The sequence below is a fragment of the Candidatus Peribacteraceae bacterium genome (genome assembly GCA_041661065.1).
Classification (GTDB): Bacteria; Patescibacteriota; Gracilibacteria; order Peribacterales; family Peribacteraceae; genus CAIKAD01.
Map to the genome: position 1 here is coordinate 1,265,254 of JBAZVD010000001.1, position 14,770 is coordinate 1,280,023.

The following is a 14,770-nucleotide window of genomic DNA, read 5'->3' on the forward strand; positions in this document are numbered from 1 at the left end:
TCCCATGTCTTCCCGCCTCCGTTGGGGCATTATCCGCGGGACGGGGAGGACGATCACGAGAGCCACTTCAAGATTCGTATCACCCCCATCTTCGCCGCCTGCTTGTGGGCGCTCACGTTCGTGCGGCCTTCGATCTCCTTCCGATGGTCATGGTAGTAGCGGAAGGACTTGGCGAGCATGTCCTCGTTCTTCAGCGTCGGCTTCCATCCCAGCCTCTCCTTGATCCTGCCCGTGTCGAACACGAAGTCTTCCGCGATCATCTTGTACTGGTAGGGACCGAGCGGCGAGAGGCCGAGGGAGTAGGCAAGCTTCATCAGCGGTAGGGCGATCCAGCGTGGGAAGGCGGCCACCCGTGCGCCCGTCGCCGCCAGGCGGATCACGTGATCGTACACTTCCCGGAAGGTCTTCACGTTGTCCGAACCGATGTTGAACACGTCCGAGCGCCCATACGATGCCGCTTTGATGCACGCATCAATGAGGTCCTGCGCGTAGATGAACTGGTAACGGTTCCCGCCTCCCCCCACCACCCACACCTTTCTTCCTTCATCGATGAACTCAAAGAGGATGGCGAGCAAGCCCAGCCTCCCCTCATCCACGATCGTGGGGCACCGGATGATCACCGCGTGGAAGTCGCGCGCGTACTCCTGCAAAATTTTCTCCCCTTCCCACTTGGACTTCCCGTAGATCTCCACGGGTTGGGGTGCGTCCTCCTCCCGCACCGGCCGCCCCACGTTCCGGGCCCACAGGCAGTTGCTGGACGTGAACACCAAGGAGGGGATGCGGTACTTCTTCGTCATCGCCGCCACATTCCGCGTGCCGTCCACGTTGGAGGTCCAGAGGAAATCCCGGTCCTTCACCGCGTGGGCGAGGATGGAGGCGAGATGGAAGACCGTGTGGAACGGGCCTTGCGCGAACGTCCGCTCCAGCGTGGGCAGATCGCGGATGTCGCCTTTCACGGCCGTGAGGTTCGGGTGCGAGAGCGCGTGGTCTTCCAGGTCGATGCTCACGCAGCGCCATCCCTCGTCCAGCAGGCGCTTGAGGAGGAGCTCGCCGAAGAAGCCCGCGCCGCCGGTCACAAGCGCGCTCCGGGGCGGGAGGGAAGAAGAAGGGAAAGCCTCAAGAGGAGGGGGATCCATTGTCGGCATGATGCAGGAGGAAAGCGCTCTGTCCGTCGGTCTCGGTTCCATGGCTCTGGCGCACGATCTGCAAACCCGCTCCCCGCACCAGCGCCGCGAAGAAGCCCGATTCGAAACGCACGCAATGCAGTGCGCCCTTCCACTGCAGGTTGCCGTAGCCTTGGGGGTTCTCCTCCATCGAAGGCACCGCCTCCTCCACGAAGGCCGTAAGGAACACTGATCCGTCGGGCGCAAGCAGCCGCGCGTACTCGCGCAGGTACCGCTGCACGTCTTCCGTGCCCATGTGCGAGAACACCGAGTAAAGGTAGATGATGTCGAAGGAGCCGGAGGGGAACGGGAGACGGAACCGGTCGTTGAGGGATTCCCCGGAAGGGTTGTAGCGGTCGTTCCGCACGTTGATGTGGAGGAACTGGAAAGAAGGGTGTGCCAGCTGGATGTGGCGGCTGCACCATTCAATGGGTGTCCGGGACACATCGATGCCGCGGTAGGCGGCAATGTCACCCGCCGTACGCAGGATCCCGATAGGAAGCCTTCCCGGCCCGCAGCCGACATCGAGCACCCTGCTTTGGGCCCCGAGGCCGCACCACACCGTCAGCCGTTTCGCTTCCTCTTCCCCCGAATGGACGAAATCCTCGTCCCGGGCAAAATGCGCCCCCCCGAAGCGGAGCCGCCGCGCGGGAATCGTTTGTCCCCCGAAAGACACGGTTTCTGGGGAGAATAGGCCAAGGATTCTCCGTGCAAGGGAGGTGAGGAGAGGCATGCGGGTAGTGTACCATTGTTCCCACCATGCAGTTCACGGGAGAATGCTACGTGCCGGGGCAGACCTCCGATCGCATCCGCGAAGACACCCTCGCGCGGTACCGTTTTGCGCAGGCTTTCGTCCGGGGAAAGGATGTACTCGACATTGCCTGCGCCACGGGGACGGGAACGCTGTCCCTGTGGGAGGCGGGGGCCCGTTCCGTCGTGGGGATGGATGTCTCCGATGAGGCATTGGCGTATGCGAACGCGCATTGTTCCGCGCCCGGCGTGCAGTACCGCAAGGGGGACCTTCAGGAACTCCCCTATGAATTCGCCTTTGACGTCATCGCGTGCTTCGAAACCATCGAACACGTTCCCCGTTACCGGGAAGCGCTCCGCCGCCTCCACCGGGCGCTGCGGCCGGAAGGCGTTCTTCTCCTCTCCACGCCCCATCGGCGCATGACCTCCCCCGCTGCGCGCCGCCTCGCGGACCCTCCCCTCAATCCTTTCCACGCGCGGGAGTTCACGCCGCCCGAAATGCGAGATCTCCTCTGCGAGAGCGGGTTCCGTCCCGAGACCCTCTCCCTCTTCGGGCAGCGCCAGCAACTCTACATCCCTTCAAAGCTCCTGCGCTATTTGTACAAGAGATTCCGTGATCCGGATCATCGCAGGAGCGCGGCGTTCGAGCCGCTCAAGCCGTTCCTCTACCCGCGGGATATCCTCTTCGTCGCCCGGCGTTCCGCGTCCCCGGCGTGATGGACATCCCCCTCCCCGTCCCATGATCAAAGTTTTCATCAAACTTCTGCCCCCCTATCCCCACGTCCCCCTGCTGTATCCCAACCTGGGGAAGCAGGAACGGCAGTCCATCCTCTTCCTCAACAACGCCTTCGCGCACCTGGAGGAACCCATCGTGCACGTGACGGAGAACCCCCGAGACGCCGATTTCTTCCTCCTCCCCCACAACTACTCGGGCGTCCGCAGGGAAACGGCGTACCTCAAGGGGTTCGCGGACTTGGCGCGGCGGCACGGCAAGAAGACCATCGTCATCGCGCACGGGGATTCCAGCGCGCCCATCCCCTTCCCCGATGCCGTCATCTTCCGCACCTCGCAATACGCGTACGAAAAGAGGGGCAACGAGATCACCATGCCCGCGTACGCGGAAGACCTGCTGGGCGGAAATCCGCTTATGCCCCGTCCCTTGAGGCAGGAACCACCCGTGGTGGGGTTCTGCGGATGGACGGAGTACAAAGACCTCAAGAACCGTGCGGGGACGCTGGCGAGGGACGCATGGGTTACCGCGCGCAGCATCCTCACGCGACGTCCGGAACTCCTCGCCGAGACCAAGGGCATCACCCTGCGCCGGCGGGCGCTGGCCGTGCTGGAATGCAGCGGAGCCGTGCGCCCCAACATCATACGGCGCGGCAGTTACTCCGGCCACGCGAGCACCATCAAGATGGATCCCTCCCGGGCGCGCTGGGAATACGTCGACAACATGCTGCAGTCGGATTTCAGCCTGGTGGTGAAGGGGGACGGCAACTACTCCTACCGCTTCTACGAGACCCTCAGCCTCGGCCGGGTGCCGCTCTTCCTCAATACCGCGTGCCGGTTGCCGCTGGAAGACGTGGTCGATTACGGCGCGTTCACCGTCTTCGTGGAACAGGGGCAGATGCACCGGTTGGCCGACGTGGCGGCGGAGCGGTACCGCGGGTTCACGCCGGAGGGTTTTCTGCAGATGCAGCGCCGCGCGCGCGAGGCGTTCGAGAAGTACCTCCGGGTTGATTCCTTCTTCCGGTACGCCGTGGAGCATCTCCTCTGAACAAGTCCCGCAGTGCTCGAATGGGAATGAATGTATAGACAATGTCTATACGTTAACTCCTCATGTACTTTGTCTATACGTTGTTCATACATCATGCGCCGGGTCCTGCAGCAGGGCGGCTCAACGCTTTCTTCCTGCGTTTACGGTACCGGTCCCGCAGCTTCCAGATCGCGTATTTGATGTCCCGGAGCAACATCATGCCGCGATTGGCGAAGGGGAAGGGTTTGCCTTTCACGGCGTATGTAATGCCGTGCAGAAAGCGGATGCGCTTAAAATCCTTTCCCAAGAACAGCTCCCGGTCGATCACCGGCCAGACGCCGGGGTCCGTGGAATCGTGGAAGGCGATCACGCCGCCGGGAACCAGGTGCGGTGACCAGAGACGGAAATCGAGATCCACCCATTCAAACTCGTGTGCGCCGTCAACCCACAGGAGTTCCACGGGCTGATTCCATCCTTCATGCGCCGCCTCTGAGGTCTTGGGGACGGGCACCACCCATTCCTCCACTCCCCCCCGCCGGATGTTCTCCCGGAACTCCGGGAAGGTGTATACCTGTCCGTGTTCCGAAGATCCCGTGAAGGGGTCTATGGCATGCACTTTCCCCCCGGTGCCGTCACGCGATCCTTGCGCGAGGCAGACGGTGGATTTCCCCTTCCAGGAACCGATTTCCACGATGGCGCCCTTGCCCTTACAGCGTTGGGCGAGGGTGTAGAGAAGGAAAGATTCTTTCCCTGTCAGCCATCCGGGCAGTGTGGAAACGAAGACTCGGTCGAAGCTCATCCGTAAGGGGGGGGGGGGGGGGGATCGCGGGATATCAGATGTACACGAGGAACTTGTAGAGGAAGAAGTTCCACGACACCGTGAGGCCGATGCCTAAAATCTTTGCCACGGTCTTGTCTTCCCCCATCACGTCCACCACCAGCCAAATGACGGCGATCTGTGCGATGCCGTTCCAAGCCTGCAAAATCATGTAACGGGCGAACTGCTTCGGAGCCATCCGCTTCTCCCTGAAGACGAGGAATTTGTGGAGGAAGAAAGCGCTGAGCAGCCCCGTGATGTTTCCAGCCGGGGAGGCGATGAACTTGTCCACTCCCAATTGCACCAATATCACGTACGTGGAAAGGTCAATGAAAGCAGCCAAGCCTCCGCTGAAGAGGTAGCGGGTGAATTGGAGGATGAGGGGCTTGTGGGCGCGGGCAAAGGCGATGGCGCGGCGGATGGGCATCGGCGAGGGAGGGAATCAGAACATGCGGTCCTTCCAGGTCCGCGGCGTCTTTGCGTTCACGATCTCCAGGTCGAACGTGTACTTGAATTTCTTGGGGCCGCGCGCCGCGATCCATTCGGCCATTTCCTCCAGCCCCTTCCGCAGGGTGTACTGCGTCTTATAACCGAGGAGCCTGCGCGCCTTCTCCGCGGAACAGGTGGCGAGTTTCACTTCTTGAGGGCGGTCCGCAACATAGACGGGGTCCAACCGGAACTGCAGGATATCCGCGATGACGCGGGCGAGCTCGTTGATCGTCACGAATTCCTCATCGGGGCCTATGTTGATCACTTCGCCCGCCACCCGGGGCGCATCGATGAGCTTCTCCAGGATCTGGATGTCATCTTTGACGAAGCTGAAGCAGCGTTTCTGTTCCCCGTCCCCGTACATGATGGGCTGGCGCCCCTGCAGCATGAGGTTGATCATGATGCTCGCCACGTTGCGGTAGGGATCGTCGTACTTCTGGCGCGGTCCGATGATATTGTGCGGCACGGCGATGACATACTCCATCCCGTGCACCTGTGCGAGGTTCCTGAGGAGCAGTTCACCGCCGAGTTTTGCGATGCCGTACGGGTCCTGCGGTTTGCAGTCCATGTCTTCCGTGAACGGCACGCGGTCCTGCGCGCCGTAGCGCGCCATGCTGGAACAGTAGACGAACCGCCGCACGCCGGAACTAATGGCGGCCGTGATGACGGAAGCGGTGATCTGCATGGTGTTCTGCACGATCAGGTTGGGGGCGAAGACGCTCAGGCCTTCGTAGGCGGTCGCGGCGCAGTGGTACACGGTGTCCACGCCCTGCATCACCTTCTTCATGGAGTTGAGGTACTTGCAGTCGTACTGGTAGAACTCCACTTCGTCCGACACATTATCCAGATATCCGCCGATGAGGTTATCGCATCCCACAACGTGGTCACCCTTCTGGAGGAACCGGTCCGCCAAGTGGCTGCCCAGGAAACCCGCGACGCCCGTGATGAAGACTTTACGTGCCATGACGCCGCAGCCAGTGTAGCAAGGGAGCGGTGATCGCGCCCGGCGAGAATGCGGTTTCCGCGAGTTTCCGCCCGTTTTCCGCGATGCGGCTGCGGAGCCCCGTGTCCCTCTTGAGCCGGAGAAGGGCTTCCGCCAGCGCATGCCCGTCCCCCGGTGGCACGAGCAAGGCCTGTTCCCCGTCCTCCAGGACGCGTTCGGATGCCGGCGTAGCCGCCGTCACGAGCGGCTTGCCGCAGAGGAGGATTTCATAGGCTTTGGTGGGGATGATGCGCAGGGCTTTCGAGGTGGTCCCGAAGACTCCCAGGCACACGTCGGCGTCCGCGATGATGCGCGGGAGTTCCGCCATGTCCCGGTGGCCGGCCAAGGTGACATTCATCAGTCCCCATTCCCGGACAAGGCTCTCGGCATGGGGATAGGTCTGGCCTTTGCCAATGAGCAGGAAGCGGACGTCCTCCTCCCGCGCCTGCAGTTCTTTCGCCGCGGCCAGGATGGTCTCGATCCCCTGGAGGGGGATGAACGTCCCGTGGAATTCCACAATAAAGCCCCCTCCCCCATCCCTCATCCCTAACCCTTCCCCCTGAGGGGGAAGGGAATGTGTGTTGTTTGTGGTTGTAACTCCTGCTTCGTGGGATTTCTCGAGAGGGCGGAAGATGTCGGTGCGCGAACCGATGGGGAGGACGAGGAACTTCTCACGCGGGATGCGGAAGGTGCGGACGAAATAATCCACGTGCTCCTCCGTATCAAGGAGGACGACGTCCGCGAGGCGGCAGGTGAGCCAATCGACGAACCAGAGGATCCACGCCCGGGGATGGAAGCGGGAGACGCGCCGCCGGTCGAAGACTTCGGTGTCGTAGAGGGAGAGGAACGCGTCGGCGATGAAGGGAATGTTCCTTCGTTTCGCAAGGAACCAGGCGAGTGGCGAGAGGTAGTGTCCCAGGAATACGAGATAGAGAACGTCGACCCGGACCGCGAGTGCGTGCCACCGGCGCCAGAGATCCCGATATTTACGCAGAAATCCCTTGGCCTCCGTCCGGCACAGGACCACGTTGCAGCCGTGCTCCAGGAGGCCGGTCCGGATCACCCAGCTCCGCCCTCCCTCAAGGTCAAAATGGCCGAATGCGCAGACGGTGCATCCCATAGCCGGGACAGTGTACCCTTGTTATTCCTGTTATGATATTCGCGTGATCCCGTCTTCGCTTGCAGCTCCGCCGCGGCTTCGTATCCTCTACCTCAACCATGCCCGGTTCCCTTCCGAGAAGGCGCACAGCCGCCAGATGGCCGAGGTGTGTGCCGCGATGGTACGTCTGGGGCATGACGTCACCATGACGGTCCCCACGGCGGGGCGGGACGTTCCCCTGGATCCCCGCGACGCGTACGGCGTGTTCCCCACCTTTCCCGTCGAACGCCTGCGGCACTTCGATCCCTGGACGACACTTCTTGTTCCGGGCGCTTTCAAAATGCTTGTGGGGACGTGGTTCTACAGGCTCGCGCTCCGCCGGTACCTGCGGGCGCATCCCGCGGACCTCCTCTACTTGCGCTCCCCGCTCCTCCTCCGCACCGCAGTCCGCTCGGGTGCCCCCGTCATCCTGGAGCTCCACACGCTCCCGCGCCGGGGAAGGACGAGGTTCGTCGGCCTGTGCAATGAATGCAGGAAGGTGGTGTGCCTCACGAGCCCCATGCGGGGGGAGCTGGCTTCCTGGGGGGTGGCCCCGTCACGCCTGGCCGTGGAAGGCGACGCCGTGGATCTGGCTCCTTTCGTTTCAACTCCCTCCCTCCATGAAGCGAAGCTGATGTGGCGATTGGATCCCGTCCATCCCGTGATCGGCTACGTGGGTTCCCTCGTGACGCAGGACACCATCCAGAAAGGGGTGGGCGAACTGTTGCAGGCGTTCAAGCTCCTTTCACAGCGGGGCGTGTTGTTCCGAGGTTGGATCGTGGGAGGGCCTGCGGGGTGGGCGGAGCGGTACAAGCGGATGGCGTTGGAGTTGGGCATCGCCTCCCTCGTCCGCTTCGAGGGCCGCATCGGCGCGGACGAAGTGCCGTCCGCACTGGCAGCCTGTGACGCGCTTGCGTATCCCGCACCGCGCTCCGACCATCCCTACTTTCGCCGGGACACGTCCCCCCTCAAGATCTTCGAGTACCTGGCTGCCCGTCGCCCCATCGTGGCCGCCGACCTGCCGCCCCTGCGGGATGTTCTCGATGGAAGCGTGGCAAGATTATGCGCGCCGGGTGATCCCGCATCCCTTGCCCAGGCTTTGGAAGACGTGCTGAAACATCCTCAGGAAGCGCAAACCCGCGTGCAGGAAGGATGGCAGCGCGTGCAGACGCACACATGGGAGGAGCGGATGAAGAGGATCCTTATACTCTCATGAGACCACCGCAGGCGGCGATTCCTTCCCGGTGTGCAGATCCACCGTGCGTTCCAGGCAGATACTATTCTTCCCGTTGAGGATTTCCAACTGCTCCCCCGTGAGAAGGTGGGGGCGAGCGTCGAATTCCTGGGATTGGAAGTAACAGGATTGCGGCACATAGCGCACGAAGAATTCGTCACTGATCTGGAGGGATGCGAAACGGAGATTACCTTCGAGAGTGATTTTGTCGCGGACGCGGAGAACATCCTCTTCCAGCCGCACGTCCCTCCGGAAAAGCGCAGGCACCTCCTTCTTACTGAAGACGAGAACACGCCGGATCAACCCCTTGATGTGGTACGCGAGAGCCGTGTTCCAGCCGAATGCCAACATGAACAGGACGAAGACGATGCGTTTGAGAGGAGTGAACATCTGGCTCATAGGCACCATCTGCAGACGGCCAGACACTGCAAAGCCGTCACTGGACGGCTCGAAGGTGTAGGTGGGGGAAACCCACTGTGAAGTGAGGGTCTTCCCTTTCGTCGTCCGCCCGATGATGCCGCAGTCGTTGAGGAGGAGCTTCTTGGTATCCGTCGTGAAGAGTTTGACGACCCCGCCTTTAGCGGCATTGCCCAGAAGGTAGATGTTACCCCGCTTGCGGATGTAGAAGCGGCTCTCGGGGAAGACGGTCTGGAAATCCTTCCGCTCATAGGGGAGGAGTTCCGTTCCCTTCCTCTCCCCCGCATCGATGTAGGATTCCAGGTGCTCGGGAATGCGGTAGAGGAAGTATCGGTCACCCTGGATTTCCGCCGGAACGATCTTACCCGCCGCGAGGCTCTCCAGCATGGCGTCCGCGACGCGTGCAGCGAGCGGCATTTCCGGCGCCAGGATTTCGCAGCCGTGGGAGTAGAAGTGGAGGGTCTGCCGGCTGCCCATGCTTCCGGCGTAGAAACCGTTGGGATAGACGAAGTGGGAGAGGAACCGCACGGATTCTTCCATCACCTTCCTGAGGCGCTCATCACGATTGAGCTTGTACACTTTTCCGAGGAAGCTCACAGTGGCAGAGAGGTAGCCGATGTCGGCGCCGTCGTACTCCAGGCTCCATCCTTCCGCCGGATGGTGATAGGAGAGAAAGACGGCGAGCTTCTTCTCGTAGCCTTCGAGGAGGGACGGATCCCGTAATGCATGGTAGGCGTAGTACACCGGCAACACGCCCATGGCATGGTGGTTGGCGAGGACACCATGCTCATCCCAGCGGATGATGAAATCGGCGGATTTGCGGCATGCCATGAAGAACTCGTCCTTAAAATCCTCCGGGAACTCATTCCGTTCTTCCAAAAGCATATAACTTTTCAGCATGGCGTAGAGCAGGAAGCCCGTGGGTCCCGTCCAGCCGTGTTCATTGGGATAGAACTCGTCATAGGAACCGTCGCGGTGCTGGACCTTTGCCCAGTAGCGCATGCCGGCAAGCGCCCAGGCGCGGATTTTTTCCTGGCGGTAGAAGATGTTCCCCGGCATGTCATGGGTGTAGGCCAGGATTAACGAGGACACGCCGTACTGGGGGAGTCCGTCGATGTAGTCCACGGTCTTATCCATCCAGTACGTTCTCTTGAAGCTGCCGTACGTGGGGGAGAAAGCGTTACGGTCTTCCAAACTCAGGAGCCGTGGAATCTGCGAGAGGGCTTTTTCCGCATACACATGGCGAAGAGTGTTTGGCATGGACGAATGGTACTCATTCCCCTTCTCTCTGTATAGGAGGGGCGTCGAATTCGGGGCCCAGTTCCCGTCGCCAGCGCTCCAGCGCCTCCGGGGATTTGAGCGGCTTACGGCGCACATCTCCCATGACGCGTGCGGGCACACCCGCCACGATGGCAAAGGGGGGCACGTCCTTGGTGACCACGGCATTCGCCCCAACGATCACCCCCGTGCCGATGGTCACGCCCGGGAGGATCACCGCTCCTGCGCCCACCCAGCAACCCCGTCCCACCGTGATGGGCGCGCGCTTCGACACGTCCCAGATTTCCGCCACGAAGGACGTGTTGGGATGCGAGCTGGGTACGAGCACGACGTTGGGGGCGAGGACGCTGAAATCCTCCAGCGTCACAAGGTCGGGACGGTATCCATCGGCGACGTAGACGCCGGGGCTGATGTGGACATGTTTCCCCACGCGCAGCCCCGACCGTCCATAGAGGAAGGACTTGAGGGGAGAGGGCGGGAGGTGACTCGCCACAGTCCGCACGATGAGGTTCCAGATGCGCCGGATCATCGGAGAAAGGATAGAAGCTGCTCTTCAGGCTCGCAATGCCTCTCGCAGGGTTTGCGCCAGCCCCGTCATGCTCTGGAAGCGGTAGCCCCTCTCCCGCAGCACGTCCAGCAGCCATTCGAGGAGCGCAAAGCCCTTCGTGCGGTTGCGCGCATAGGCGAGGCGCAGAGTCCAGGGCAGTCCCGCAGCGGAGGAGGGAGGGAAGAAGTCGTGGAGGTGTGAATCGACGATGAGGATCGGGGGAAGGGCATCCTGCCGCAGGATGGATTGCCAGAGTGTCTTGCCTCGCAGTTTGAGGTGGCTGAGAGTGAGCAGGCGTCGTCGTGCCGTTGCCGCGAGCGGCAATTCCAGCACTCCGCTTCGCCATTCCCATGGGGTGAGAGGAAGCGTACGGCAATCGAAGAGTCCCGGACGCCGTCCCGGGAAGACGGAGGAATCGAAGAGGAAGCCGTTCTGTGCCAGTGCAGTATCGTCGCCGGGAAGCAGAATGCCCTGGGGCGCACGGTACCCCGTCGCCGACGCACCGAAGAACGCCGTGAATGCTTCCTGTGATCGCGCAATTTCCTCCCGTGAATGTTGGAAGTACGTTCGCACGTTGTGCGTGTGCGCGTGACAGTGCACGTCAATTCCTCCGTCACGGAGGGCGTCAACGGCGGGGAGGCGTTCCCCGAGGAGCGACGTGACCACGAAGGCGCTGAGGGGGAGGGAGCGGTCGCCGCACCAGCGCATGAGTTCCGCCGTGAAGCGCTTCTCCCGGAGGAGCTCGGCAGTCCCCGTTCTGCCGCCGTAATCAGGTTCGATGTCGCAGGTGAGGACGGCGGTGCGGGGAAGTGACGCGTCCTCCAGAGTGTGGCCGATGGAGGGCAACAGGTCAGTGCCGTTGAGGAGCGGCATGAGTCGGAGGGGAATACGGTCGACGCAACCAGTAGTAGGCGCCGATGAGCGAGCCGACGATGGTGAGCAGGAAGATGGAGAAGGAGAAGGCAATCGTCCGCTCGGGAGTGACGCCGTACGGGGTGAAGAAGACGAGGAGTGCGGCTTCGCGTGTTCCCAGGCCGGCCGGGGCGATGGGAACGAGGCTCAAGATCCCCGTCATTGTCATGATGGCAAGGAAGGGAATCATCGGCACCGCGAGGTCGAATCCTTTTGCGAGCACGAGAAGTTGTAGGAAGTAGAGAGACCAACTGAGGAGTGTGAGCAGGAGCACCTGCGGCATGTGCCGCAGCCAATGCCGGACGGCTGCGCTTTCCCTCGCGGCACGAGTGCGGACGGTGAAGCCGGCGAGGATGCCGAAGAGTATCGTGCAGATACCCAGGGCGGCGGTCGTCTTCCACGAGAAGAGGATGCCTGCTGCGAGGATACCGAGCGTTCCGATACAGGCGATATCGAGCAGGCGGTCCAGGACGGTGAGCAGAACGCTCGTTTTGGCGGAGAGCCCTTTGGCGACGAGCACGGGAATCTTGAAGGTTTCTCCCATCTTGCCCGGCGTCACGATGCCCAGAAACAGGCTGGCGCAGTAGACGCGCACCGACTCGTTGAAAGGAATGGGTTCCGGAGCGATGTTCGACAGGATGTGCCACCGTAGGGAACGGAGCAGGTACATCGCGGGGAATAATCCCAAGGCGGCGAGGAGGACGGCGGACGGGACGGACGCGAGGACGGCGGCCGCCTGCGCGGCGTCCAAGCGGAGGAGGATGACGCCGAACAGCAGAACGCCGATGCCCTTGGCGGCGCCGACGAGGATCGCCGATGTTCGGAGGCGTGAAGGCATGTCAGGAAGCCTGTCTCAGATGTTCGCGGCGGATGGCGGCAATTTGATCGGCGAGCAGGCCGAAGAAGAATGTGAGGCTAGCCAGGGACACCAGCGCGACGGCGCTCTGATTCGCGATGCTCTTGGTCATGGCGTACTCCAGGGCGATGTCCGCCACCGTGAGGAGTGCGAAGAAAAAGCAGGCGGGCAGGAAGATGCGGAGCGGCGAGAACAACATAATGATGCGCAGCACCAGCATGAGCGTCTTCCCGAAGTCGCGGGGACGCACGGTGCTCTTGCCCACCCTCTCGCGTATCCTGATGGGCACGTAGACCACGTTCAGGTTCTCCTTGAAGAAGCACACGGTACTCGTGGTGGAGAGGGAGAAGCCGTTGGGAAAGAGGTGCATGTAGCGCAGGAAGGCGGCACGTCGGAAGGCGCGCAGTCCGGAGTTCAGATCGGGGATCTTCCGCTCCGTCACATAATTGGCGACGAAGGAGATGAGTTTCTTGCCGGGCTGTCGAATCCAGGGGCCGCGGTATCCCTCGCGCTTTCCCACTACCATGTCGTTCCCGTCCGTGAGGAACGGGAGAAACAGAGAAATCAGGTCGGGCGTGTGCTGGCGGTCGGCGTCATAGGTGATGCACCACTCCGTCTGCGCGGCTTGTATGCCCGTCTTGAGTGCCGCGCCGTATCCCTTGTTGTACGGATGGCGGATGAGCCGCACACCGGGTACGGCCAGCGCTTCCTCCGCCGTTCGGTCCGAAGAACCGTCATCGACCACGATCACTTGTGCGGCAATGCGCTGCTGCCCGAGGTACGTCACCAGCTCCTCCAGAACGCCCCGCAGGGCTGCCGCTTCGTTGAAGGCCGGAATGACGATGGCACATTCCATGTGTCCATAGTAGGCGGGAAGGAGGTTTGTCCACAACAGATAAAAACAACTTGCAGATGCGGAAAAAACCGATTCCAGGGCATCAGGAGACCCGTTCCGCCACCACGATGTTCGCCACGCCCAACGGCAGCGGTCTCTCCAGCGCGGCGAACAGCGGCAGGAGGAGCTGCGCGAAAGGCATGCGATTCGGCGTGAGCGCCCCCCAGGAACAGGAGTAGATCACACGGAGTCCTGCCTGCTCCAGGAGGGAGCATGTGTAGGAGCGGGAGAAAGCCAGGCCTCCCCTCTCCTCCTTCTTCAAAAGGCTGAATGCCAGCATGAGGGGGTTGTAGCGGTTGGGTTCGATGACGGCGACGTATTGTTTGCTGACCCGCGCCATTTCGCGCACCACGGTGACGCGGTCCTGACGGGGGATGTGGTGGAGGACTGCATGGCAGAAGGACAAATCGAAGGATCCCGCCGGGAACCGGAGATTGCGCGCGTCCATCACCATTTTCTTTGCCACAGGATTCCCCTCGAGGATCACGGGCGAGTAGTCCACGGCCGTCACGTTCCCCTCCTTCCCCCACCACGCGCTGAAGTAACCGTTGCCCGCACCCACGTCCAGGATAGAAGGCCGCGCGGGCAGGTCTACGACGGAACGGATGGCTTTGATCTTGGGAAGGACGAATGCGCGGACCACGGGATGGTCCGGATCTCGGCGCTTGCGGTGCTTCTGGTTGCGCCAGTAGTCCTGTTGCACCTGGTCGAACGATGCCGGCGCTGGAAGATCTTCTGGCACGTGTTGGAGGATACTCTGACTATCATGGTACACTCAAAACAATGCAGGAAGCCGCAATGCGAAAGGATTGGGACAACCGTGCGCAGGACAATGCGCTCTTTTGGGTGATGAGCAAGAAGGACGCCTGGAACAAGGAGGAATACTACGAGAGCGGGCGCGAGGACATCGAGAAGTACGTACTGCCGTATTTCGCCAAGCATGGTATCACGCGGGAGATATACGGACGGTATACGGTCCTCGATATCGGATGTGGCACGGGTCGTCTGGTACGAGCGCTCGCCGCGCAGTGCGGCAGGGTGATGGGGATCGACATTTCGGAGGAAATGATCCGCAGGGCGAAGGAGGACAACGCCCACCTCACGAATGTGGAGTGGGTCGTGGGCGACGGCAAGGGGCTGCAGCCGTGCGCGGATGGGAGCGTGGACTTCTGTTTCAGCTTCATCGTGCTCCAGCACATCCCCAGTAAGCGCGTCATCACATCCTACTTTCGTGAGATCTACCGCGTCCTCAAGCCGGGCGGGCGGGCCAAGTTCCAGTTGCGCGGCACGCCGGGAAACCCTCCCGGGAAGGTTCTGTGGTACAGGGGGTTCGGCACGTTCTACGTTGCTTTCACCCTCTGGCGGAACATCCTTCCCCTCCCGTGGCTGCGGCGCTACGGCACGGTCTACGGCGCGTGCTTCACAAAGCGGGAAGTCCAAAAAGCCCTTGAGGCCGTTGGTTTTACGGAGGTTTCCACGTACCATGAGACGGATCGGTACCTCTGGGCGGAAGTGTGCAAGCCCCTCTGACGGTCC

The 14,770-nt window shown here is 61.8% G+C and carries 16 protein-coding genes; 4 read left to right on the forward strand and 12 right to left on the reverse strand.

The window, feature by feature from the left end:
* Nucleotides 1–53 precede the first annotated feature (53 nt).
* Both WC698_05820 and WC698_05825 read right to left on the reverse strand, forming a co-directional pair.
* Entirely contained in the window at nucleotides 54–1,145 is a 1,092-nt protein-coding gene (locus WC698_05820) for an NAD(P)-dependent oxidoreductase (protein ID MFA6039748.1), read from the reverse strand.
* A complete protein-coding gene (locus tag WC698_05825) occupies nucleotides 1,117–1,896 on the reverse strand; it encodes a class I SAM-dependent methyltransferase (protein MFA6039749.1) in 780 nt (259 codons plus the stop codon). The genes WC698_05820 and WC698_05825 overlap by 29 nt, the downstream gene beginning before the upstream one ends.
* Nucleotides 1,897–1,922: 26 nt before the next feature.
* Here WC698_05825 and WC698_05830 point away from each other — a divergent pair, with 26 nt between their 5' ends.
* Both WC698_05830 and WC698_05835 read left to right on the forward strand, forming a co-directional pair.
* A complete protein-coding gene (locus tag WC698_05830; GenBank protein ID MFA6039750.1) occupies nucleotides 1,923–2,630 on the forward strand; it encodes a class I SAM-dependent methyltransferase in 708 nt (235 codons plus the stop codon).
* 22 nt (nucleotides 2,631–2,652) lie between these two features.
* Nucleotides 2,653–3,690: an exostosin family protein gene (locus tag WC698_05835; protein MFA6039751.1), complete on the forward strand. Its 1,038-nt coding sequence runs from the start codon at nucleotides 2,653–2,655 to the stop codon at nucleotides 3,688–3,690.
* A gap of 91 nt (nucleotides 3,691–3,781) precedes the next feature.
* Here the strand turns inward: WC698_05835 and WC698_05840 are convergent, their stop codons facing one another.
* Genes WC698_05840 through WC698_05855 form a run of 4 tightly spaced genes read right to left on the reverse strand, consistent with a single transcriptional unit; the run spans nucleotide 3,782 to nucleotide 7,077 of the window.
* Nucleotides 3,782–4,468 carry a class I SAM-dependent methyltransferase gene (locus WC698_05840; protein MFA6039752.1) on the reverse strand — a complete coding sequence of 229 codons (687 nt, stop codon included), beginning with the start codon at nucleotides 4,466–4,468 and terminating at the stop codon, nucleotides 3,782–3,784.
* A 34-nt stretch (nucleotides 4,469–4,502) separates the two neighbouring features.
* A complete protein-coding gene (locus WC698_05845; GenBank protein MFA6039753.1) occupies nucleotides 4,503–4,913 on the reverse strand; it encodes a GtrA family protein in 411 nt (136 codons plus the stop codon).
* Nucleotides 4,914–4,928: 15 nt separating this feature from the next.
* Nucleotides 4,929–5,939, reverse strand: coding sequence for an NAD-dependent epimerase/dehydratase family protein (locus tag WC698_05850; GenBank protein ID MFA6039754.1), 1,011 nt, complete (start codon nucleotides 5,937–5,939; stop codon nucleotides 4,929–4,931).
* Nucleotides 5,929–7,077 (reverse strand): glycosyltransferase family 4 protein, encoded by a 1,149-nt coding sequence (locus WC698_05855; GenBank protein ID MFA6039755.1) that lies wholly within the window; start codon nucleotides 7,075–7,077, stop codon nucleotides 5,929–5,931. The genes WC698_05850 and WC698_05855 overlap by 11 nt, the downstream gene beginning before the upstream one ends.
* A 43-nt stretch (nucleotides 7,078–7,120) precedes the next feature.
* Here WC698_05855 and WC698_05860 point away from each other — a divergent pair, with 43 nt between their 5' ends.
* On the forward strand, nucleotides 7,121–8,311 hold the full coding sequence (locus WC698_05860; protein MFA6039756.1) for a glycosyltransferase family 4 protein: 1,191 nt from the start codon (nucleotides 7,121–7,123) through the stop codon (nucleotides 8,309–8,311).
* On the opposite strand, the gene WC698_05865 is transcribed toward WC698_05860, so the two are convergent.
* The 6 genes from WC698_05865 to WC698_05890 all read right to left on the reverse strand — a co-directional run bounded on the left by WC698_05865 (nucleotide 8,306) and on the right by WC698_05890 (nucleotide 13,976).
* A complete protein-coding gene (locus WC698_05865) occupies nucleotides 8,306–10,006 on the reverse strand; it encodes a hypothetical protein (protein ID MFA6039757.1) in 1,701 nt (566 codons plus the stop codon). The two genes, WC698_05860 and WC698_05865, sit on opposite strands and share 6 nt — an antisense overlap.
* A 13-nt stretch (nucleotides 10,007–10,019) precedes the next feature.
* Complete coding sequence (locus WC698_05870; GenBank protein MFA6039758.1) at nucleotides 10,020–10,553, reverse strand: acyltransferase; 534 nt, start codon at nucleotides 10,551–10,553, stop codon at nucleotides 10,020–10,022.
* Between the two features lie 24 nt (nucleotides 10,554–10,577).
* On the reverse strand, nucleotides 10,578–11,444 hold the full coding sequence (locus WC698_05875; GenBank protein MFA6039759.1) for a polysaccharide deacetylase family protein: 867 nt from the start codon (nucleotides 11,442–11,444) through the stop codon (nucleotides 10,578–10,580).
* Nucleotides 11,422–12,321, reverse strand: a complete 900-nt coding sequence (locus WC698_05880; protein ID MFA6039760.1) for a lysylphosphatidylglycerol synthase transmembrane domain-containing protein — start codon at nucleotides 12,319–12,321, stop codon at nucleotides 11,422–11,424. The genes WC698_05875 and WC698_05880 overlap by 23 nt, the downstream gene beginning before the upstream one ends.
* A 1-nt stretch (nucleotide 12,322) precedes the next feature.
* Nucleotides 12,323–13,195, reverse strand: coding sequence for a glycosyltransferase family 2 protein (locus WC698_05885; GenBank protein MFA6039761.1), 873 nt, complete (start codon nucleotides 13,193–13,195; stop codon nucleotides 12,323–12,325).
* 82 nt (nucleotides 13,196–13,277) lie between these two features.
* Nucleotides 13,278–13,976 carry a class I SAM-dependent methyltransferase gene (locus WC698_05890; protein MFA6039762.1) on the reverse strand — a complete coding sequence of 233 codons (699 nt, stop codon included), beginning with the start codon at nucleotides 13,974–13,976 and terminating at the stop codon, nucleotides 13,278–13,280.
* Nucleotides 13,977–14,017: 41 nt separating this feature from the next.
* Between WC698_05890 and WC698_05895 the strand changes: the two genes are divergently transcribed.
* Complete coding sequence (locus WC698_05895; protein ID MFA6039763.1) at nucleotides 14,018–14,764, forward strand: class I SAM-dependent methyltransferase; 747 nt, start codon at nucleotides 14,018–14,020, stop codon at nucleotides 14,762–14,764.
* The last annotated feature ends 6 nt before the right edge of the window (nucleotides 14,765–14,770 follow it).